This is a genomic window from Aliisedimentitalea scapharcae (genome assembly GCF_045277565.1).
Taxonomy (GTDB): domain Bacteria; phylum Pseudomonadota; class Alphaproteobacteria; order Rhodobacterales; family Rhodobacteraceae; genus Aliisedimentitalea; species Aliisedimentitalea scapharcae.
In genome coordinates this window covers 1,413,575-1,435,601 of the sequence record NZ_CP123584.1, presented here as the reverse complement: position 1 = coordinate 1,435,601, position 22,027 = coordinate 1,413,575, and the positions used below count along the sequence as shown (strand labels likewise).

Annotated in this window: 20 protein-coding genes, 1 tRNA gene and 1 riboswitch; of the genes, 15 read left to right on the top strand and 6 right to left on the bottom strand. The window is 60.0% G+C overall.

Going from position 1 to position 22,027, the window contains the following annotated elements; translation table 11 throughout:
• Position 1: 1 nt before the first annotated feature.
• A complete protein-coding gene (locus QEZ52_RS06730; RefSeq protein ID WP_406648794.1) occupies positions 2-928 on the bottom strand; it encodes an alpha/beta hydrolase in 927 nt (308 codons plus the stop codon).
• Positions 929-1,424: 496 nt separating this feature from the next.
• Here QEZ52_RS06730 and QEZ52_RS06725 point away from each other — a divergent pair, with 496 nt between their 5' ends.
• Positions 1,425-1,775: a hypothetical protein gene (locus QEZ52_RS06725; protein ID WP_406648793.1), complete on the top strand. Its 351-nt coding sequence runs from the start codon at positions 1,425-1,427 to the stop codon at positions 1,773-1,775.
• Between the two features lie 578 nt (positions 1,776-2,353).
• Here the strand turns inward: QEZ52_RS06725 and QEZ52_RS06720 are convergent.
• The 3 genes from QEZ52_RS06720 to QEZ52_RS06710 form a co-directional block, all read right to left on the bottom strand.
• Positions 2,354-4,246: an acyl-CoA synthetase gene (locus tag QEZ52_RS06720; RefSeq protein ID WP_406648792.1), complete on the bottom strand. Its 1,893-nt coding sequence runs from the start codon at positions 4,244-4,246 to the stop codon at positions 2,354-2,356.
• 262 nt (positions 4,247-4,508) lie between these two features.
• Complete coding sequence (locus QEZ52_RS06715; protein ID WP_406648790.1) at positions 4,509-6,308, bottom strand: ABC transporter transmembrane domain-containing protein; 1,800 nt, start codon at positions 6,306-6,308, stop codon at positions 4,509-4,511.
• 858 nt (positions 6,309-7,166) lie between these two features.
• Positions 7,167-7,256, bottom strand: a tRNA-Ser gene (locus QEZ52_RS06710).
• A 467-nt stretch (positions 7,257-7,723) separates the two neighbouring features.
• Between QEZ52_RS06710 and QEZ52_RS06705 the strand changes: the two genes are divergently transcribed.
• From QEZ52_RS06705 to QEZ52_RS06640, 14 genes are all read left to right on the top strand, one after another.
• The gene (locus QEZ52_RS06705; RefSeq protein WP_406648788.1) at positions 7,724-8,659 is read left to right on the top strand and encodes an SPOR domain-containing protein; all 936 of its coding nucleotides are present in this window, start codon (positions 7,724-7,726) and stop codon (positions 8,657-8,659) included.
• A 49-nt stretch (positions 8,660-8,708) separates the two neighbouring features.
• A complete protein-coding gene (locus tag QEZ52_RS06700; RefSeq protein ID WP_406650364.1) occupies positions 8,709-9,857 on the top strand; it encodes a D-alanyl-D-alanine carboxypeptidase family protein in 1,149 nt (382 codons plus the stop codon).
• Positions 9,854-10,501 carry a dTMP kinase gene (gene tmk, locus QEZ52_RS06695; protein WP_406648787.1) on the top strand — a complete coding sequence of 216 codons (648 nt, stop codon included), beginning with the start codon at positions 9,854-9,856 and terminating at the stop codon, positions 10,499-10,501. Before QEZ52_RS06700 ends, tmk begins: the two co-directional genes overlap by 4 nt.
• Positions 10,498-11,616, top strand: a complete 1,119-nt coding sequence (locus QEZ52_RS06690; RefSeq protein WP_406648784.1) for a DNA polymerase III subunit delta' — start codon at positions 10,498-10,500, stop codon at positions 11,614-11,616. The genes tmk and QEZ52_RS06690 overlap by 4 nt, the downstream gene beginning before the upstream one ends.
• A gap of 1 nt (position 11,617) precedes the next feature.
• Positions 11,618-12,442 carry a TatD family hydrolase gene (locus tag QEZ52_RS06685; RefSeq protein WP_406648783.1) on the top strand — a complete coding sequence of 275 codons (825 nt, stop codon included), beginning with the start codon at positions 11,618-11,620 and terminating at the stop codon, positions 12,440-12,442.
• Entirely contained in the window at positions 12,439-13,239 is an 801-nt protein-coding gene (locus tag QEZ52_RS06680) for an MBL fold metallo-hydrolase (protein ID WP_406648781.1), read from the top strand. The genes QEZ52_RS06685 and QEZ52_RS06680 overlap by 4 nt, the downstream gene beginning before the upstream one ends.
• Positions 13,240-13,390: 151 nt before the next feature.
• Complete coding sequence (locus QEZ52_RS06675; protein ID WP_406650361.1) at positions 13,391-14,323, top strand: AEC family transporter; 933 nt, start codon at positions 13,391-13,393, stop codon at positions 14,321-14,323.
• A gap of 41 nt (positions 14,324-14,364) precedes the next feature.
• A riboswitch (TPP riboswitch) is annotated at positions 14,365-14,485 on the top strand.
• Positions 14,486-14,606: 121 nt separating this feature from the next.
• Positions 14,607-16,430 carry a phosphomethylpyrimidine synthase ThiC gene (gene thiC, locus QEZ52_RS06670; protein ID WP_406648780.1) on the top strand — a complete coding sequence of 608 codons (1,824 nt, stop codon included), beginning with the start codon at positions 14,607-14,609 and terminating at the stop codon, positions 16,428-16,430.
• Positions 16,427-17,395, top strand: coding sequence for an FAD-dependent oxidoreductase (locus tag QEZ52_RS06665; protein ID WP_406648779.1), 969 nt, complete (start codon positions 16,427-16,429; stop codon positions 17,393-17,395). Before thiC ends, QEZ52_RS06665 begins: the two co-directional genes overlap by 4 nt.
• Complete coding sequence (gene thiS / locus QEZ52_RS06660) at positions 17,364-17,561, top strand: sulfur carrier protein ThiS (RefSeq protein WP_406648778.1); 198 nt, start codon at positions 17,364-17,366, stop codon at positions 17,559-17,561. The genes QEZ52_RS06665 and thiS overlap by 32 nt, the downstream gene beginning before the upstream one ends.
• Positions 17,562-17,564: 3 nt before the next feature.
• A complete protein-coding gene (locus QEZ52_RS06655) occupies positions 17,565-18,332 on the top strand; it encodes a thiazole synthase (RefSeq protein WP_406648776.1) in 768 nt (255 codons plus the stop codon).
• Positions 18,332-18,940, top strand: a complete 609-nt coding sequence (locus QEZ52_RS06650; RefSeq protein WP_406650358.1) for a thiamine phosphate synthase — start codon at positions 18,332-18,334, stop codon at positions 18,938-18,940. Before QEZ52_RS06655 ends, QEZ52_RS06650 begins: the two co-directional genes overlap by 1 nt.
• Positions 18,937-19,905, top strand: a complete 969-nt coding sequence (locus QEZ52_RS06645) for a ThiF family adenylyltransferase (RefSeq protein WP_406648775.1) — start codon at positions 18,937-18,939, stop codon at positions 19,903-19,905. The genes QEZ52_RS06650 and QEZ52_RS06645 overlap by 4 nt, the downstream gene beginning before the upstream one ends.
• Positions 19,902-20,618 carry a hydroxymethylpyrimidine/phosphomethylpyrimidine kinase gene (locus QEZ52_RS06640; RefSeq protein ID WP_406648773.1) on the top strand — a complete coding sequence of 239 codons (717 nt, stop codon included), beginning with the start codon at positions 19,902-19,904 and terminating at the stop codon, positions 20,616-20,618. The genes QEZ52_RS06645 and QEZ52_RS06640 overlap by 4 nt, the downstream gene beginning before the upstream one ends.
• Here the strand turns inward: QEZ52_RS06640 and QEZ52_RS06635 are convergent.
• Positions 20,615-21,403 (bottom strand): methyltransferase domain-containing protein, encoded by a 789-nt coding sequence (locus QEZ52_RS06635; protein ID WP_406648772.1) that lies wholly within the window; start codon positions 21,401-21,403, stop codon positions 20,615-20,617. The two genes, QEZ52_RS06640 and QEZ52_RS06635, sit on opposite strands and share 4 nt — an antisense overlap.
• Entirely contained in the window at positions 21,400-22,026 is a 627-nt protein-coding gene (locus QEZ52_RS06630) for a pimeloyl-ACP methyl esterase BioG family protein (RefSeq protein WP_406648771.1), read from the bottom strand. The genes QEZ52_RS06635 and QEZ52_RS06630 overlap by 4 nt, the downstream gene beginning before the upstream one ends.
• Position 22,027: the final 1 nt, after the last annotated feature.

The window sequence follows — 22,027 nt, the reverse complement described above, 5'->3', positions numbered from 1 at the left end:
ATCAGTCATCATAGGGCCAGATCTCCTGACCCAACGCCTCGATCGCGATTGAAATCCGTTCGAAACTGTCACGGGCACGGGCCACGCTGTGCCGCGCGCGCAGATACCCGTGTACCAGACCAACCTCGTTGATCCAGGCCACCTGTCCGTCTGCTGCGGAAATACGGTCACGATACGCCCGCCCATCATCGCGCAACGGGTCGCAGTCAGCCGTAAAGATCACCGTAGGTGGCAGGCCAGAGAAATCGCTGTCTTGCAGTGGTTCGGACGTCGGATCATCGACGGGAACCGGTCCTTTGTGGCGCACTTGCATGTAATAGACCATGTCATCACGCGACAGCAGCGGTGCATTGGCATGTTTCAGATAGGACCCCTGGGCCATGTCCCCACCCAGGGCCGGATAGATCAACACCTGCCCCAAAATCTGCCCCAGCCGCCCGCGTGCGTGATGGGCGACACTGGCCGCCAGCGTCCCTCCGGCGCTGTCCCCCACCAAGACCATCGGATCACCCCAGATGCGCCCCGCCCATTGCGTCGCGCACCAACAGTCGTCAAAGGCCGCGGGGTGGGCCCATTCGGGCGAGAGCCGATAGTCAACTGCGACGACACGATATCCGGTTTGTGCACATAGTTCCGCGCAGACATCATCATGCGTATCCAGATTGCCAACGACGAACCCGCCCCCATGCAGGAACAGGATCGTGCGTGTCGGATTCCCAGCCCAGTAAACCCGCACGGGAACTCCGTCGGCATTGCGATCTTCGGTCTCGACGCCATCCGGATGCGGTTGGCGAAAGGTCTGGCACAGCGCAGTGTAGACTGCGCGCTGATCCGCAACGCTGGTTTCAACTGCGTCTTCGGGATAGGCCGCATTGGTGCGCCGGATATAGGCCCAGGTCTCTTCGTCGATCAATTCGTTGTAGTCCATGCCACAGCCCTTTTGTGTTCCGAACCGGTCGGTGCCCCCTGTTCCTTGGCCAAAGACTAATGTGCAAATGATCTTCTGTGAAACAGTTTTCAGCCTGAAACGGCTCCGGAATGCACGATGCAATTCTGAACGCTGCGTGCGTGGGAATCCCCCCCTCCGTCACGTTTTGGTTGCGGCATGGCTTTGGGTTGCTACCTTGGTTTCATGGCTGTCACACAGGACATGCCACTCCAAGAAATTTTTGGACAAGGGAGAGAAGATTGGATTTTTACCTCAAAACTATAACTTTAGTCGGATTGATGGCCACTTCGGCCGCTTGCACCGTCAGCACTCCGGCGCAACATGAAGTGGCCTGCGTCGGTGGAACCCTGGCAGGGGCCGCAATCGGTGGTGCCATTGGTAACAGGTTCGGTGGCGGCACAGGGCAGACAATTGCCACGGCCGCAGGGGTATTTACCGGCGGAGCAACAACCGCACGAAGCATGGGGTGCTGAAGATGAAAATCATCTCTTTGATCCTGCAGTCGACAGTCATCGTTACATCTCTTTCATCGCTGACATCAGCCCAAACAATGCCCGGAGAGGCCCTGCAACTACTTGATGGCGACGGTGATGGCCTGGTGACCCTTGAAGAGTATTCAAATCGCATGGATACGCTGTTTACCGGAATGGACACCACGCAAAATGGTCGGCTCGAATACAGCGAAATCGATAGCTTTGTGAGCCAGGACATTTTTGACACGGCCGACACGAACAACAATGGCAGCCTGTCCAAGGGGGAATTCGACATCCAGGTACTTAAAGATTTCCAAGGTGCCGATCAGAACAGTGACGGCGCTCTGGACTGACCCGTCACAGCATGACGAATTGGCGGAGTCATACCGGCTCCCTTGCATCATTTTGGTGCCGCCAGGCCCTAACAATCGTCATCGCAAGATGTGCAAGAAGACCAATGCAACCACAGGGTCGCGCCTGAGGGGGCGGCTCTTTGGTGGCTAGAGCTTCGCCCGGGAAAGATCCCTCAGGCCAGCTGCCCCCAGAAGCCGAACAAAGGGGCGTTATTCGATGGGTGGCAATTTGTCAGCGGCTCATACGAGCAAGGCCCAAAATTTCTGCTTGCCGCAATCAAGGGTCCGATATTGTGAAATCCCTATCGTACCCAGATAGCAAAAGAATGGGCGCACTCTGATGCCATATTGGACGAACGCACTCACAATGTCGCATGTCCCGGTGTTTCCCATCGGGCGCACGTATCCGTCAGCAAACTGGCGCAGCCCAAATTTGGGCCTTTTATCGGGCAAACGGGCAGCACTGCGATCCGGTTTCGTCCCAATGGTGATGCCCCCAAAAACGGCACAGACCCGCCCCCCAAGGGCTGAGCCTGATCTGTTTTTGGACTGGATCGGCGGACCCAGTCGAACACCTGTCAGCCCTTGGCAAATTCCCATGGACGGACAAAGCCGCCCAATACCTTGCCAATCGCGGTCTCATCGGCACCATTGGCTTCCAACTGCGCCACCAGGCCGCGTTTCTTGTCGTCCGTCACCGACACAACGCGGGCAGCGACGTCTGCCTTGTCCAGCGCCGCGTTATAGACCCTGGTGATTGCGTGTTTGCGCAGATCGGGTTTGAACACCTTGCCCACCGCCGTCTTGGGCAATTCATCCAGAATGGTCATATGCTTGGGAATGGCGGCACGTTCGTGAACATGAACGCGACAGTATTCCATCAACTCCTCTTCGGTGACAGACGCCCCGTCAACCAGTTCGACAAAGGCACAGGGCAATTCGCCAGCATGCGCATCCGGTTGTCCGATGGCCCCGGCAAAGGCCACGGCCTCATGCCCCAACAGGGCTTCTTCAATTTCGGCGGGGTCGATGTTGTGACCGCCCCGAATGATGAGATCCTTGGCCCGCCCAGTGATCCACAGGTAGCCATCTCCGTCTATCCGCCCCAGATCGCCGGTCCGCAGATGGGTTCCCTGATAATACAGGTCAACGTTCTTTTCGACTTCGGTATAGGTATTGCCGGCGTACACACCGGGGTTCGAGATACAGATTTCACCGATCTCGTCGACACCACATTCGATCAACCCGTCGGGGGTCCCTTTGGTGATCCGGACATCGGTGTAGGGAAATGGAATACCGATTGATCCGACTTTCTTTTCGCCATCCGTGGGGTTGCACGACACCAGACAGGTCGCTTCGGTCAGCCCATAACCTTCGACAATTGTGACGCCCGTGGCTTCTTCGAACCGGCGAAACAATTCCAAAGGCAATGGAGCCGACCCCGAAAACGCGGTTTTGACCGTCGAAACATCCGCATCAATCGGGCGCTGCATTTTGGCCGATATGGCTGTTGGAACCGTAATGATAAACGAGATTTTCCAGCGTTCTATCAGCTTCCAGAAGTTGTCAAAAACACCATCGCCTCGGTATCCCTGTGGAGTTGGAAACACCACATGCGCCCCCGATGCGATCGCCGCCATCAGGATCACATGGCAGGCGAATACATGAAACAGCGGCAGCGGGCACATGATGTTGTCGTCTTCGGTGAACAGCAGACGATGCCCCAACCAGCCATTATAGATCAGGCCGGAATACTTGTGCTGTGCCACCTTGGGCATGCCGGTTGTGCCGCCGGTATGAAAATAGCAGGCAACCCGGTCGCCATCGCTATCGGCAAAATTCAATGTGCGCGGTTGGGTGCGCATCTCTTTGACAAAGCTCTTGTAATCGGCGTGGGCGATCTGGGCCTTGTTCTCCAGCTTGGGCCGGATCAGCGGCACTATCCATGACTTGGGCGGCGTCAGGTAACGGTTCAGATCGACTTCCAGCACGGTGTTGACACCGGGTGCGTGGCGCACGGCTTCGGCGACCTTTTGGGCCACGTCAGTTTTTGGAAATGGCCTCAGCGTGACCACCACCTTGGCCTTGGTCTCGCGCAGGATCGACGCGATCTGTTCGGGCTCCAACAATGGATTGATCGGATTGACGATCCCTGCAATGGCCCCTCCCAACAGCGCCAATGTGGTTTCGTTGCAATTGGGCAGCACATAGGCCACCACGTCTTTTTCACCCACGCCCAGAGATCGAAACAGATTGGCCGCCTGGCACGTCTGGGCCAACAGCTCGGACCAGCTCAGGGTCTCTGCCTTGTCCTTCGGACCGGAGAAGATCTGATAGCTGACTGCATCGTGATTGGGGAACTTGCCCGCCGTATCGCTGAGCATCTGGTACAAGGTCGCCGGTAGCGGTCGATCTTCCCAGCTCATTTCCGTTTCGATGGCCGTGCGATCTTCCATCCCGGCAAAACTCATGGTGTTCCCTCCCCTGCGGTCCCGTTCGGACCAGTCTTTTCAGACACCAAAATGGGAGGAAATGCGCGCCGGTGCAAGCGGCGTCCAAACGTAAGCCCCAGTCCGCACGGGTTCTGACGTTGCGCCATTTGGGAATTTCACTGGGCCTGCGGGTCTGACGTGGCAGGGCGCGCGATCCGCGCCCTGCCACGCCCAACGGTTTGATGGGCAATTTATTGCCCTGAAAACGGGCGGGAGCCCCCCGTCGAGAAGAGCGCAAGGCTCACTCCGCGGCGACACCATCGGTGAATTGCAACCGGGCCAACCGTGCGTATAGGCCCCCATCTGCCACCAGTTGGTCATGGCTGCCTGTGGCGACGATCCGGCCCTGATCCATCACAACGATCCGATCCGCCTTTTTCACGGTTGCCAGACGGTGCGCCACGATCAACGTGGTTCGTCCTTGGCTTAACTCATCCACAGCGGCCTGCACCAGACGTTCGCTTTCAGCGTCCAGCGCCGATGTTGCTTCGTCCAGCAACAACACCGGAGCATCCCGCAGAATAGCGCGGGCAATGGCGATGCGCTGTTTTTGCCCCCCCGACAACATCACGCCACGTTCGCCCAGGAAACTGTCATAGCCTTCGGGCAGTGCGGTGATGAATTCATGCGCGGCGGCGGCATGGGCGGCGGCTTCGATTTCGGTGTCGGTCGCGTCCGGGCGGCCAAAGCGGATGTTTTCGCTGGCCGAGGCGGCAAAAATCACCGGATCCTGAGGCACCATGGCAAGGAACTTGCGAAATTCGTCGCGCTGCAGATCGCTCAGGACCTGACCGTCCAGCAGAATCTGACCGGCATTGGGATCATAAAACCGCTGGATCATCTGGATCACAGTGGTCTTGCCCGCCCCCGAAGGACCAACAAAGGCAACCGTTTCACCGGGTTCGATTTTCAGCGTAACGTTCTCCAAAGCCGAAGTGTCAGGGCGTGCCGGATACCGAAAGGACACATCGTCAAATAGGATTTCACCCCGAACCGGAGTAGACAGCTGCCCCGGCGTTTCAGGGTCGCGTACATTGTCGCGGGCATTCAACAGCTCGATCAACCGCTCTGTCGCCCCGGCCGCGCGCTGCAACTCACTCCAGATTTCGCTCAGTGCAGCAACAGACCCGGCCACCAGCACCGAATAGATCACGAACTGGATCAATGTACCTTCGGTCATGATCCCCGCGCGCACATCAATGGCCCCCATCCACAGCACACCTACAATTCCGGTGAACACCAGAAAGATCACGATGACGGTCAGATAGGCCCGGGTCAGGATCCGCTTTTGCGACACATCGAACGATGTTTCGGTCAGTTCGGCAAACTTGGACCGCATGGACCGTTCCTGGGTAAAGGCCTGAACCGTCTGAACCGCTCCCAGCGACTCGCCCGCATTGCCCGACGACGCAGCGATCCAATCCTGGTTCTCGCGGCTGATCTTGCGCAGGCGCCGCCCCAGAAACAGGATCGGCACAATCACGGCCGGCACGATCAACAAGACCAACCCGGTCAGCTTGGCCGAGGTCAACAGCATCAACACCATGCCGCCTGCAAACAACAGCAGATTGCGCAGCGCAATCGAAACAGACGACCCCAGAACCGACTGGATCAGCGTCGTGTCCGTGGTGATCCGGCTCAGAACCTCTCCGGTCATGATCTTTTCGAAGAATTCGGGGCTCATCCCGATGACGCGGTCAAAGACGGCCATCCGGATGTCGGCCACAACCCGTTCTCCCAGGCGTGTGACCAAGGCATAGCGCAAACCCGTGCCCACAGCCAGAAGCCCCGCAATGGCAAGCGCCGCCAGAAAATACTGATCCAGAATTTCGGTTTCCGCGACACGGAAATTATCAACCACCCGACGCACGGCCAATGGCAGGGTCAACGACAAGGTCGCCGTCAGGGTCAAGGCACAGACCGCAGCAAACATCAGGAACCGATAGGGGCGCATAAACGGCCACAAGGCCGCCAGTACGCCGACCTGTCGGGATGTTTCGCGTTCTTCCGTCGCGTTCGGAGCCGGTTGCGATCGCGCCATGTCTGGTCCTTCAATCCTTATTTGGACTAGCCTGCACAGGGTTTTGTCCTTCGGCCAGCTTCATGGCCGCCCAACCCGTCACAGTCAAGCGGCCAGATGCCACGGCCTGCAGCAGTGGGTGGTTCTGAACACGTTTCCAAACTCTTTCTCCCGAGATTTCCCCCAGGTGGGCTTGTGGTCCCGGACGGTTCGGGGCTCCACGCCCCTGGTTCCGGTCCCGCGTCCAATGCCCCCAAAAGGTTCAGAGCCGATCATAGCCCAACCCTCCTACGGCGGGTATCCATAGACTCTTGGAAGACGAGCGAACCGCCAGCCATCGGACCCCGAATTGCACCCCGTCGTTTCGCTTAGACATTCAAGGCGCTGCCTGTCCAACTTTCTCGCAGCCAGGTGTATTCCTGACAGCACCGGCCCAATCCTTGTCGACCTTCTGCTGCCCAGGAAGGAACCGACGCCGTGCATTATCAACAGACCGCGCCCTGGCCATTGGCCAAAGGGCATCAGACCTTGCAAAAATGGAATGGGGCCATATCGAAGACGACGGAATCTGGGTCACACAAGCCAAGACAAATACCCACCCTTGGATCCCCTTCCATAGACAAGCTGCGCAAAGCCCTGCCAAATCCCAAACCCAATGGCCTGAAATTCATCTGATGTGATCAGCAATTGCCGGGCACAACAGCCTGTCGATGGATCAACACTATTCCAAAGGTGCCTGTCAAAATCGACGAACCAAGGCGGCCCAATCTCTACGGGACCAGATCAAGAATGGAATGTGATCGTGAAAAACTTTTTGGGAAACTGTCATTTGGCACTTCGGGAGGGGCAATCAAAAACCCGTATAAGTCATTGATTTTGTGGCGGGGAGACAGGGATTCGAACCCTGGGAACGCTCTCACGTTCAACGGTTTTCAAGACCGCCGCATTCGACCACTCTGCCACCTCCCCGGTGCGCTGCGGGTTTAGGACGGGACGCCGGTACAGGCAAGTAAAAAAATGACAGGCCATTGGAAATAGTTTTGAACAGCGAGGCACAAGTCGAGTGCTCCGATTTGCGCCGCATCTTTGGTTCCCTTTGGCGAACCTGCGCCCGGTTGGCTAGGTGGATGGCAGCGCGCGGGGTACCAAGCCCAGTCTGATCAGGCCCCGGGCAATCCCATCGTTGGATTAGGCTGCAATCAAGCCTCGGCATACGTGCTGCGACTGCGCCACAGGACAACCGGGCCCTGCGTGCGGAATGCCCCCCATTCGCGCCAAGGGGAATTCTTGCCGAGTGCTGCGGGACAGTCTTTCCATGTGCCCCCCCTCGCGCTATGGTGCAATCGACGCGTGTTTGTTCACCAGCGTCACGCAGAGAGGCCGGTCAACCGGCGCGGGCAGGCAACCGGGACATCCCGACAGGCAGGGGACAGGCGATGGTTCACATTTCAAACGGAACACGACGCGGCATACGCGTGGTGGCGATAGGATTGGCTTTGGGTGTTTTGACCGCCTGCGAAAGCGGTCCGGACCTGTCTTTTTTGAAACCTGCGGACGGCGAAACAGCCGCCAGCACGGAGCCGCAAACCAGCACCAAGCTGGTTGAACGCGATGTCGAAGCCCCCGAAGTCTTTCAGGTTACCGAAGCCGGTCTATGGGACGGACGTCCTTCATTGGGTGGGGTATGGGTGGCGCACCCTGACGCCAAGGACCCGGAACGGGTGATCATCCGCAACAATGCAAACGGCAAGTTCGTGATTGGTGCCCTATTCCGGCGCGAACGCGAAATTCCCGGCCCTCGGGTCCAGGCCTCATCAGATGCTGCGGCCGCTTTGGGAATGCTGGCCGGCGCACCTGTCGAGTTGAACGTGACGGCCTTGCGCCGTGAAACAGTGGACGAAGAGCCACCTGTCAGCGAAGCCGCGCCCCTGCTCAGCGACCTCGACGAAGACAGCGACACACCCGCCGTTGCTGCCGGTACGATCCAGTCCGATACCGAAAACCAGATCACCGAACAGGCATTGGACCCGATTGCAGGTGCCGCCGCCGCTATCGAAGCTTCCTCGTTGATCTCGCCCGCGCCACAATCTGCGCCAGCTGCCACAGCCGCGCCGAAACCTGCTGCGACGCCGTCCAAGCTCGACAAACCTTATATCCAGATCGGGATCTTCAGCGTTGAAACAAACGCCAACCGCACTGCAAAAATCATGCGCGATGCGGGCATGACCCCCACGGTTTATGAACAATCCTCCAACGGCAAGAAATTCTGGCGTGTTCTGGTGGGCCCCGCCCAAACCAAATCGGAACGCTCCAGCCTGTTGAAAAGAATTCAAAAGACCGGTTTCTCTGATGCCTATGCCGTGACCAACTGACGGGACCTGACCCCAAGTGACCTATACGTTTCGCACCACTCTTTGCTCACTGACCCTGGCAGGGTTTCTGGCTGGTTTCGGCCCCCTGCCTGCTGACGCCTTTGACACCAAGGCCCGCGCCGCTTTTGTTCTGGATCAGAGCACGGATACCGTTCTACTGAACAAGAACGCGCAGGAGCCCCTGCCGCCCGCGTCGATGTCCAAGCTGATGACGCTGTATGTCGCCTTTGAGGCAATCCGGGACGGACGCCTGACCCTGGATGAACGGCTGCCCGTATCGAGCCACGCAATGAGCTATAAGGGTTCGACCATGTTCCTCAACACCCAGGATCGGGTCCGGGTCGAGGATCTGTTACGGGGGATCATCGTGCTGTCAGGCAACGATGCCTGCGCGGTCATCGCCGAGGCGCTGAGCCCGGATGGCACCGAGGCCGGGTTTGCCCGCTACATGACACAGCGTGCGCAACAGCTGGGCATGATGAATTCGACCTTTGCCAATTCCAACGGCTGGCCCGCAGTCGGGCACCGCATGTCAGTCGAAGATTTGGCCATTCTGGCCGAGCGGCTGATCGAGGATTTCCCTGAATATTACACGCTGTTTGCGGAAACCGAGTTCAAGTTTGACGGGCGCGCGCCCTCCAACATCCGCAATCGCAATCCGCTTTTGCGGCTGGGCATTGGCGCGGACGGGCTCAAGACCGGCCACACCGAAGAGGCAGGCTATGGTTTGGTCGGATCTGCCAAACAGGGCGACCGCCGGGTGATTTTCGTGATCTCGGGTCTGGGCAGCAATTCCGCCCGGGCAGAGGAGGCTGAAGCCATCGTTAATTGGTCGTTTCGCCAATTTGCCCCCAAGACCGTCGCCAAAGAAGGCCAGGCCGTCGCGCAAGCCGAAGTCTGGATGGGTCGAGATTCAACGGTAGCGCTGGTACCTGCCAAAGACCTGACGGTGCTGATGCCGGCGTTGTCGGGCAAACAGGTTGAAGCCGAAGTAGTCTATACCGGCCCGGTGAACGCGCCCATTACAGCGGGCCAGCAGCTTGCTGAACTGGTCGTAAAGCCTGCGGCCCTGCCCGAAATCCGATTGCCATTGGTTGCTGCACAGGATGTTCCCGCGGGGGGGTTCTTTGTCCGGGTCAAAACCGCCGCCGAGCTTTTGGTGTCGCGCTTTCTCCAAGGTCCAGAGGGAACATTGTGAGCCCGCGTCCCGGGCTGTTCCTGACCTTTGAGGGCATTGACGGGTCAGGAAAATCCACTCAGGCGCGCCTGCTGGCCGACGCTTTGCGTGCGCAAGGACAGGATGTCATTCTCACGCGTGAACCCGGCGGATCTCCGGGTGCCGAAGAGATCCGTCGTCTGGTGCTCGAAGGCGATCCTGACCGTTGGTCGGCTGAAACCGAGATTCTGCTGTTCACAGCAGCGCGGCGCGACCATCTGGAACGCACAATCGAACCTGCGTTGGCGGCCGGCAAGGTGGTAATCTGCGATCGGTTTGCAGATAGCACCCGCATGTACCAGGGCCTGTCGCGCGGCAACCTGCGTCGCGTGGTGGATCAGCTGCATGTTCTGATGATCGGACGGGAACCTGATCTGACCCTTTTGATCGACATGGAGCCCTCGACCGGGCTGAACCGCGCCAAAGGGCGTCAGGGCACCGAAGAACGGTTCGAAGATTTTGGCGTCGAACTACAGCACAAGATGCGCGCGGGCTTTCTGTCATTGGCCCAGGAATTTGCCGACCGTTTTCGGGTGATTGACGGGGATCGCGGTATCCAGGACGTTTCGGCCGACGTCACCGCAGCGGTCGCGGACGCTTTGATCCACAATGGTCATGGCGCATGAACGACGATCTCCCCGCCCCGGATCAGGCACCCGGCGCACCGCATCCGCGCGAAACCGCGCGCCTGATTGGCCAGGACCCGGCCGAAGCTGCGTTTCTGGATGCCTACAATGCCGGCCGCCTGCACCACGGCTGGATGCTGACCGGGCCACAGGGCGTGGGCAAGGCGACCCTGGCCTGGCGAATAGCCAAATTCCTGCTGGCCACACCACCGGCCGAAGAGGACGGGCTCTTTGGGGCACCACCGCCTCCGGCATCGCTTGAGATTCCAGACGATCATCCGGTGGTGCATCGCATTTTGGCGGGGGCCGCACCCGGGCTGGCTGCGATTACCCGCAGTCCCAACGACAAGGGCAAACTGCGTGACCAGATCGTTGTCGACGACGTGCGCAAATTGAATCGCTTCTTTGGTCTCTCGGCCACCGACGGTGGGCACAGGGTCGTGATTGTGGACGCCGCCGACGACATGAATACCAGCGCCGCCAATGCGCTGCTCAAGATGCTCGAAGAGCCACCCGCCCGCACCACAATGCTGTTGATATCGCACCAACCTTCGCGTTTGTTGCCGACCATCCGATCACGCTGTCGCACATTGCGTCTGACCCCTCTTTCACCGCCGGACATGCAGACAGCCCTGACCCAGGCCGGAGCCGTATTGCCCGACAATCCCGATGCGCTCGCGGCCCTTGCCGCCGGATCAGTGGGGGCGGCGCTGCGCGTGCTCAATCTGGGCGGGCTACAGATCTACGCCGAACTGATTGCCATTCTTGGCAGCCTGCCCCAGCTCGACCGCCGTCGTGCCATGTCCTTGGCCGAGGCCGCCGCCCAGCGCAATGCCGGTGAAAAGTTCGAACTGCTGTTGACCCTGATCGACATTGCCCTGGCCCGGCTGGCCCGCACCGGGGCCGCCGGTCACCCACCGATGCCGCAGGCGGCACCCGGAGAGGCAGACACTCTGCTGCGGCTGGCTCCGAATGCCCATCAGGCCCGCGCCTGGGCCGAGCTTTCGGCACAGGTGACGGCACGGATGCGTCACGGTCAGTCCGTGAACCTTGACCCCGCCGCTCTTGTCCTAGATACGGTTTTCAAGATGCAGGAAACCGCGAGCCGGGCGTGAGATGACCGAACCAACAGCACCAGAGATGACACCAGAAATCACGGACAGCCATTGCCACCTCGATTTCCCTGACTTCGAAGGGCTGTTGCCCGAGATCGTCACCCGCGCAGCAACCGCAGGTGTGACCCGCATGGTGACAATCTGCACGCGATTGAAAAACGAACCAACCGTGCGGGCCATCGCCGAATCCCACGCTCCGGTTTTCTATGCCGCTGGCACCCACCCGATGAGCGCCGCCGAAGAGCCGATGGCCACGGTCGATCAACTGGTCGCCTTGGCCCAACACCCGAAATTCGTCGGTATTGGCGAAACCGGGTTGGATTATCACTATACCGCCGAAACCAAGGATATTCAGAAGGAAAGCCTGCGCATTCATATCGAGGCCGCCCGCCAGACCGGCCTGCCGCTGATCATTCATTCACGCGATGCCGACGACGATATGGCCCGCATTCTGTCTGACGAGATGGCCAAAGGTCCTTATTCCTGCGTCATGCATTGCTTTTCCTCTACGCCCGAACTGGCCCGCGTGGCGCTGGATCTCGGGTTCTACCTCTCTATGTCCGGTATCGCCGCCTTCCCCAAGAGCCAGCAGGTGCGCGACATTTTTGCCGCCGCCCCGGTGGATCGCATTCTGGTAGAAACCGATGCTCCATATCTCGCTCCTCCCCCATTCCGGGGCAAGCGCAACGAGCCGGCCTATACGGCCCATACCGCCCGCAAGGGAGCCGAAGTATTCGGCATGAATTATCCCGAATTTGCAGCCCGGACACAGGCCAATTTTGATCGCCTGTTCACCAAGGCTGCCCGACACAAGGCCGCCGCATGACGCCAGAGCTGCGCTTTACCATCCTCGGTTGTGGATCCTCTGGCGGGGTTCCACGTCTGGGTGGCCATTGGGGCGATTGCGACCCCGACAATCCGCGCAATGTGCGTCGTCGCTGTTCGATGCTGGTCGAACGCGACGGACCTGGGGGCACGACGTCTGTTCTGATCGACACGACCCCGGACATGCGGTCGCAACTTCTGGATTCGGGTACCGGACGCCTGGACGGCGTGGTCTATACCCATGCCCACGCAGACCATGTCCACGGCATCGATGACCTGCGCATGATCGTTTTCAACATGCGCGCCCGTGTGCCAGTCTGGGCTGACGGTGATACGACAAATGCCCTCCTGAACCGATTTGGCTATGCCTTTGTTCAACCCGAAGGCTCGCCCTATCCGCCCATTCTGGAACTGAAGTCGATCGCCGGTCCCTTTGAGATCGACGGGCCTGGTGGGCCGATCCCCTTTCAGCCCTTTACCGTCAATCACGGTGCCATCGACAGTCTAGGGTTTCGGATCATGGATCTCGCCTATCTGCCGGATGTTGCCGAAATGCATGACGCCTCCTGGGCCCAACTCGAAAACCTGGATTGCTGGATTCTGGATGCGCTGCGTCGCAGCCCACATCCGACACATGTGCATTTGGACAAGGCCCTAGAGTGGATCAAACAGGTTCAGCCGCGCCGGGCCGTGTTGACCAACATGCATATCGACCTGGACTATGCCACGGTCGAGGCTGAAACCCCGGATCACATCACCCCTGCCTATGATGGCATGGTGATCCGTTACCCGCTCTGAGCGCTGCAATCCGCGCCCGCCCACATAACCGGTTTGGGGATATATCTCCCCGCTCCGCTTTCATCTCGCCAGAAAACTCCCGCCGGAGGCATCCTGAATGCGCCGCGCTCACCCCGGCTGGGATTGGGGCACCTCTACTGGACACGCGGCCATGTTCCAGAGCTTGATCGACGTCATCCTGCCCGTTTTTCTGGTGATTGGCGCAGGCTATGCCACCACCCAAGCGGGGTATTTCAAGGCGCAGCACATCGACGGGATCATGCGGTTCACCCAGGGGTTTGCCATTCCCTGTCTGCTGTTTCGCGCCATCGCCGATCTGGATCTCTCGGCCAGCTTTGACCCGGCATTGCTGGTCAGCTTCTATTCTGCGGCCTTCCTGTGTTTCCTGGCTGGGGTCTGTGGGGCGCGGCTGATTTTCAAACGTGACTGGGAGGACGCCATAGCCATAGGGTTCTGCTGCCTGTTTTCCAATTCGGTGCTGCTGGGCCTGCCGATCACCGAACGCGCCTATGGGGCGGAAAACCTGACCGGGAATTATGCCATCGTCGCCTTTCATTCGCCGTTCTGTTACGGCGTCGGCATTACCGCGATGGAGATCGTGCGCAACCGGGGCAGCGGGAGCCTGAAAACTGTCACGTCGGTGTTGAATGCGATGTTCAGGAACGTGCTGATTCTGGGAATCGCGCTGGGGTTCATCGTGAATCTGACCGGTTTCATAATACCAGAAGCCGTAGATAGTGCCCTGTCTCTGGTCATACGTGCGGCCCTGCCCGGAGCGCTTTTTGCGCTGGGAGGGGTGCTGGTCCAATACCGGCCCGAAGGTGATTTGAAGGCGATCTTCTATGTCTGCACCATATCTCTTCTGCTCCACCCCACCCTGGTCTGGATGTTTGGAAAAACCGTGTCTCTTCAACAGGATCTATACAGGTCTGGCGTTTTGACGGCGGCCATGGCCCCCGGATTCAACGGCTATATTTTTGCCAATATGTACAACCGTGCCAAACGGGTTGCGGCCTCCTCGGTGCTGATCGCAACCGGACTTAGCCTCTTTACCGTCTGGGGCTGGCTCATCGTGCTGGACTGAAATTTCCCGGTTGACGCGAACCGCCCCCACCCCCTACCAATTGGCCCACGCAGGGGGGTCCCGCCTAGGGGACTGAGAGGCTGACAGGGCATATGCCCGGTGATGCGACCCTTTGAACCTGACCCAGTTGATACTGGCGTAGGAAGCTAGGTTTGCATCGCTGTGGGGGCCGTACTCTCCCGCATCGTGCAAGTCCCGAACAAGAGGGCCTGTACACCCTCTGTTTCCCTCGGCCTAACCTCATCTGGTGTCTTTTTGAGTTGAGAGCTTGAGGAGCACCGAAATGAACGTCCCCAATCCCAAAATCACCACGGGCGAATTGCCTGCGTCGCGCAAGATTTATGTCCCGGGCCAGATGCACCCGGATGTGCGCGTGCCGATGCGCGAAATCTCTGTACACCCCACCGCGGGCGAAGCGCCGCTGCCAGTCTATGACAGCTCGGGCCCCTATACCGATCCCAACGTGCTGACCGACATCAAACAGGGTCTGGAGCCCCTGCGCCGCAAATGGATCGAAGCCCGTGGTGATGTCGAGGAATACGACGGGCGTGACATCACCGCCGCAGACAACGGCTTTGTCGAAGGCGACCGCCTGACGCCTGAATTTCCGGTCAAACCACGCCCCCTGCGCGGCAAGGACGGCAAGGCCGTGACCCAGCTGGCTTATGCCCGCGCCGGGATCGTCACACCCGAAATGGAGTATATCGCGATCCGCGAAAACCAGCTGCGCGACCTGTCACCCTGTCATGGTGCGACAGACCGCGATGGTCACGACTGGGGGGCCAATATCCCCGACTATGTCACGCCCGAATTTGTCCGCGACGAAGTCGCCGCCGGGCGCGCCATCATCCCGTCAAACATCAACCACCCGGAATCCGAGCCTATGATCATCGGGCGCAACTTCTTGGTCAAGATCAATGCCAATATGGGCACCTCGGCTGTCACCTCCTCCATGGAGGAAGAGGTCGACAAGATGGTCTGGTCGATCCGCTGGGGCGCTGACACCGTCATGGATCTGTCGACGGGGCGCAACATCCACAACACCCGTGAATGGATCATTCGCAACGCGCCTGTGCCCATCGGCACCGTGCCGATGTATCAGGCGCTGGAAAAGGTAAACGGCATCGCCGAAGACCTGACCTGGGAGGTGTTCCGCGACACGCTGATCGAACAAGCCGAACAGGGCGTGGACTATTTCACCATTCACGCGGGCGTGCGGCTGCACATGGTGCCGATGACCGTCAATCGCGTGACCGGTATCGTGTCGCGGGGCGGTTCGATCATGGCGAAATGGTGCCTGCACCACCACAAGGAGTCGTTCCTCTATGAACACTTCGAAGAGATCTGCGAGATCTGCCGCCAGTATGACGTTGCCTTCTCGCTTGGGGATGGTCTGCGCCCCGGATCAATTGCTGATGCCAATGACGAAGCACAATTTGCCGAGCTGGAAACCCTGGGTGAGCTGACCAAGATCGCCTGGGCCAAGGACTGCCAGGTGATGATCGAAGGGCCGGGCCATGTCGCCATGCACAAGATCAAGGAAAACATGGACAAGCAGCTGGCCTGTTGTGACGAAGCACCGTTTTACACGCTTGGACCACTGACCACCGATATCGCACCCGGCTATGACCACATCACCTCTGGCATCGGGGCGGCCATGATCGGCTGGTTCGGCTGTGCCATGCTGTGTTACGTGACGCCCAAGGAACATCTGGGCCTACCCGACCGGGACGACGTGAAAACCGGCGTGATCACCTATAAAATCGCCGCCCATGCCGCCGATCTGGCCAAGGGTCTGCCCGGTGCCCAGCGTCGCGATGACGCGATCAGTCGCGCCCGGTTCGAATTCCGCTGGGCGGATCAGTTCAACCTGGCATTGGACCCCGAAACCGCGCGCGAATTCCATGACCAGACCCTGCCGAAGCAAGCGCATAAGGTGGCGCATTTCTGCTCCATGTGCGGGCCGAAATTCTGTTCGATGCGGATCAGCCACGACATCCGCGCCGAAGCCCAGAAGGAAGGCATGGAGGCGATGGCCGAGAAGTTCCGGACCGGTGGCGATCTCTATATGCCGGTGACCGACCCTGCCTTGGAGCCGGGCGAATGATCACCATCGCAGGGGCCGGCGTTGCCGGCCTCGCCAGCGCCTGGGAACTGGCGCGCCGGGGGGCACAGGTGACGGTTTTTGAAACCGGCACCGCGCCTGCTGACAACCCCTGTTCCTGGTTTGCCGGCGGGATGCTGGCCCCCTGGTGCGAAGGTGAAACGGCCGACGCGCAGGTGGTCCGGCTGGGTGCCGGGGCCATCGACTGGTGGGTGCAGTTCACTCCTGTCACTCGGGCAGGCACGCTGGTGGTCACCCCACCCCGCGACCGGGCTGAACTGACCCGCTTTGCCCAGCGCACCCAACAGCATCGCCGGGTTACAGGCGACGACATCGCCACGCTGGAACCGGCGTTGGCGGGGCGATTTTCAGACGGTTTGTTTTTTGAGGATGAAGCCCACCTGGATCCGCGCCGGGCGTTGATCGACCTGACCGATGCCGTATTGGCGGCGGGTGTCGACATCCGATACGAGACCCCTGCCCCAGCACAGGTGGATGTGGATTGTCGCGGCATGGCTTCGGGTCTCAGCGGGCTGCGTCCGATCCGCGGCGAAATGGCGATCATTGAAACCAAGGACGTGCAGATCACCCGCACCCTGCGGCTGCTGCACCCACGCATTCCGCTTTATCTCGTGCCCCGCGGGGACGGGATTTACATGATCGGCGCGACCATGATCGAAAGCAGTTCATGGCGGCCCATCACCGTGCGCTCTATGTTGGAACTGCTGGGGGCTGCATTCACCCTGCACCCAGGTCTGGGTGAAGCCAGTGTGATCGAAACCGGCGTTGGTCTGCGCCCGGCATTTGCCGACAATATTCCGCGCCTGACACACCTTGGCGACACCACCCATTTGAATGGGCTTTACCGGCACGGATTTCTTCTGGCCCCCGCCCTGGCGGGCCAGCTGGCAACGCAATTCTTTCAGGAACCAAGTGATGCAGATTATCGTGAACGCACAACCGCATGAGATAGCAGGCGCGACCCTGGCACAGGCACTGCACCAGCTCGGATATACCAGCCCCGCCATCGCCACCGCCCTGAACGGTCAGTTCATTCCGCGTGAAGCCCGCGCAGGCACCCCCCTGTCCAACGGTGACCGGCTCGAAGTGCTGGCACCCATGCAAGGGGGATGAAAAATGCTACTTTACGGACACCAAATTCAGTCACGCTTACTTCTGGGAACGGCGCAATACCCCTCTCCCGCAATACTGGTCGACGCAATCCGTGCCAGTGGCACCCAGATCGTTACCGTCAGCTTGCGCCGTGAAGCGGCTGATGGCTCGGGCGCGGGGTTCTGGGACATGCTGCGCGACACCGGCACACGCATCCTGCCCAACACCGCAGGGTGCCATTCGGTGCAGGAAGCCGTGACCACAGCCCATATGGCGCGCGAAGTTTTTGGCACCAATTGGATCAAGCTGGAAGTGATCGGACATTCCGACAGCCTGCAACCGGATGTCTTTGCGCTGGTCGAATCCGCGCGGATCCTGTGCGACGATGGTTTTCAGGTGTTTCCCTATACCACCGACGACCTGGTGGTGGGGGAAAAGCTGGTTCAGGCGGGGTGTGAGGTGCTGATGCCCTGGGGGGCACCCATCGGGTCCGGTCAGGGGCTACGCAACCCGGACGCTCTGCGCGCAATGCGGGCCCATTTCCCTGATATTCCATTGATCGTGGATGCCGGGATCGGGCGCCCTTCGGATGCAGTGCAGGCAATGGAACTGGGCATGGACGCGGTTCTGCTGAATACAGCCGTGGCCAAAGCGGGCGATCCTGTGCAAATGGCCCAAGCCATGGCAGCCGCCATCGACGCTGGCCGTGCCGGGTTCAGCGCCAGCCCAATGGAACGGCGCGACATGGCCGTGCCCTCAACCCCAATCCTGGGACTGGCAGAGTTGGCATGATGGAACGGTTTTATTTGATTGTCGGCCATGTGGGCCGGTTGGAGCTGCTGGTACCTCACGGTGTGAAACTGGTGCAACTGCGGATCAAGGACCAGCCCAAGGCCGAGGTCCGCCGCCAGATCACCCGTGCCCGCGATTTTTGTGCCGTTCATGGCGCGCAACTGGTGGTGAACGACTATTGGGACCTCGCGCTGGACCTGCGCTGTTCCTTCGTGCATCTGGGACAGGAAGACATGGACAATGCCGATTTGGGCGCGTTGCGGCGGGCCGGAGTGCATATCGGTCTGTCGACACATGACGAGACTGAACTGGATCGGGCACTGACCCAAGATCCGGCCTATGTGGCGCTGGGACCGGTCTATCCCACTTTGCTGAAAAAGATGAAATGGGGACCCCAGGGACTGGAACGGGTGGGCCGGTGGAAACAGATGGCCGGGCGTACGCCCCTGGTGGCCATCGGGGGGTTGACGCCGGACCGTTTGCCCGGTGTCTTTGCCGCCGGAGCCGACAGCGCCGCAGTGGTCATGGATATCCAGATGGCACAAAACCCCGAGGCAAGGACGCGGGACTGGATCGCTGCCTGTGCTCCGCAGGTGGCACCGGCATGAACCGCTATGCCCGTCAGATGCTCTTGCCCGACGTCGGCCAAATCGGTCAGGCCCGATTGGCGGACGCGCATGTGCTGGTGGTCGGTGCCGGGGGGCTGGGCTGTCCAGTTTTGCAATATCTGGCCGGTGCCGGGGTTGGCGAAATCACCCTGTTCGATCCCGATCTGGTTGAAGAAGGCAATCTGCACCGTCAGCCCCTGTATCGAATAACCGACATCGGGCACCCCAAGGCACAGGCGGCACAGGCGCATCTGTTGGCGGCCCAACCCGATCTGCGCCTGCATCCCCGCATCTGTGCTTTGACGCCTGCAAATGCCCACACAGCGGTTGCGCTCTCTGATCTGGTGATTGACGCGGCTGACAGTTTTGCAGTGTCCTATATCCTGTCGGATACCTGTCTGTCCCAGGGTAAACCGCTGATCTCGGCGTCGGCCCTGGGGCAATCCGGCTATGTCGGCGGGTTCTGCTGTCAGGCACCCAGCCTGAGAGCCGTGTTCCCGGATCTCCCCGAACACGCCGCCTCTTGTGCCACTGCCGGGGTTTTGGGACCGGTGGTCGGGGTGATTGGATCCTTGCAAGCCCAAATGGCGCTGCGGGTGCTGCTGGCGTGCGACCCTTCGCCATTGGGCACAATGGCAACGCTGGATCTCGCTACCATGCAATTGGGGCAATTCTCGTTTCTTGGGGCACCCGAGCCGGACCGGCAGATGCCCTTTGTGGCCCTACAGGATGTCAAACCCGAGGATCAGCTGGTCGAATTGCGCCCCACCTGCGAGGTTCCAGAGATGGCAATCGATTCAGCACGACGGATCGCGCCCGATGCCATGGCCGATGCCACCTTCTCGACCCGGCATCGCATCATCCTGCGCTGCCGCAGCGGGCTGCGGGCCTGGCGTGCCGGTCGCCAGTTGCAACAGCGTGGCTTTACGGACATTGCCCTGATGGCAGATGGAGATGTTGTGTGACGCATTTGTTGGTTATCGCGGGCACCGACAGCAGCGGTGGCGCGGGATTAAGCCGTGACATCGCCACTGCTCAGGCGTTTGGCGTTTCGGTCTGCCCGGTTGTTACCGCCGTCACAGCCCAGACCCATGGCGCATTGCACAGGATCCAGCCGATGCCACCGGACCTGATCCGGGCACAGATTGTTGCCGCGCTGGACAGCGTGGACATAACGGCCATCAAGATTGGAATGCTCGGCAATGGCGAGAGTGTCAAAGCCGTGGCAGACTCGCTCGCTCCTACCGGGTTGCCCATCGTTCTGGACCCAGTCTTACGGGCCACATCGGGCGGATCACTCTTGACTCAGGCCGGCATGCGGGTCCTGTTGCGGGACCTGATGTCACTGGTGCGTGTGGTCACGCCAAACCTTGATGAGCTAACCCAGTTGTCAGGTCTGCCCGCCGCCGGGATCCCAACACAGGTTCGCGCCCTGCACCAACAGGGGTGTCCGGGTGTTCTGGTCAAGGGCGGGCATGATACAGGGCCCGAAAGCATTGACCAATTGTTTGAACACGACGGAAACACCCTGTTGCGCGCCCCGCGGCTGGCTGTCCAAAAGCGGGGCACCGGATGTACCCTGGCGACGGCAATTGCCTGTGGGCTGGGCCGCGGTCACTCGTTGAGCACCGCCTGCCGATCCGCCAAGACCCATGTTCAGACCTGGTTGGCCTGTTAGATCTTGCGTGCCAGCATCCAGACCGCATCATACGTCAGCGGCAACCCCTGCGCCGTGCCAAACTGTGCGTCATAATCCTGCTCGAACTTTTGCAACCGGGCCCGGCTCCAACCGCCCTGGGCATTTCCATTCACCCCCGTCTCGCGAAGATGACGCAACACAGCGCGGACCGTCGGAAAATACATGCGGGTCTGTATCTGACGGGTCGCCATCAGCGCCATCCCCTGTGGTACCATCGCGGCCCAGTCGCCTGCATTGCGATACCCCGGCGCACTGGCCGAAGATCCCAACGCCTGAAGTTCGCCAAACTGGTCCTGCCCAAACCCGCTGAGCGCAATCCACCCGCCCGGTTCCAGTCGGTTCGACAGATCCCGCAAAAGGCACCGATGGTCCGGGATCCACTGTACAACCGACGCCGAGGCGATCAGATCGAACGTCCCCTCCGGATCCAGCCGCTCGACCGGGCCAGCGTGAAACCGGGCCCTTTGCCCGGCAGGCAGCCTTGCCATGACATGGGGCTCACAGTCACCCACCAGATCGTTCAGCGCCAGATCCGCAATCGACAGTCGATCAACCAGCGCCCGGGTCAAATGCCCGGTCCCGCATCCAAATTCGAGACACCGACCAACCGCCTGCGCTCCGCGGTGCGTGACGACCATATCTGCCAAGTTTCGTGCGATATCTGCCTGAACCGATGCCGATTGGTGATAAGAACTCAGACCCCGGCAAAAGCTTTGGCGGACGCGAGATGCCGGAGGCGACGAGGGGGGCGAAAAATCTCTCATGTCCACAGCGCCTCTACCCTGTCAAAACGATCAAACGGGGCATGAGGGGCATCGGTCATATACCGAATGACGCTGCTTTGCCCGGCCCAGGCCCGATCCAGATTGGCCGGCGGAAAGATGCGGTCTCCGGTGCTGATCCAGACCCGGTGAAACATCACTTTGCCCGGCGTCGCGCGGGATTGAACCGCAGCCAATTCGGCCTGACGCGCCGCAATATCAATCTGCAAGGGCGGTTGAGGCGCATCAAAAACCCGCGCAACGAAGCTTTGAAATGACTCTGCGGACAACCCGTTTTGGGTCTTGGAATAAATCATCGGCGGAATGCCCATGCGCCGGTCTGCCGGGGTCAGCGTGCCATTGACCGCAATCTTGCGGGTAAACGGGTCTGCACGCCCGTCCTGCCAATGCGCATAGCCCGCCACCCCAAAGGACCAGGCCAGCAGGATACGCTCTTCATAGGCGTCCAACCCCTTGGGGGTCCAATCGAGTTCACGATAGTCGCTGACGAACAGCAGATCGCAATCCTGCGCCAGATGGACAAAGGGTTCGGGGCCGATGGCCCAACCGCCAAAGACCACCAAAACGCGTTTTGCACCTGTTTTGCTGACCCACTCTTCCTGCATG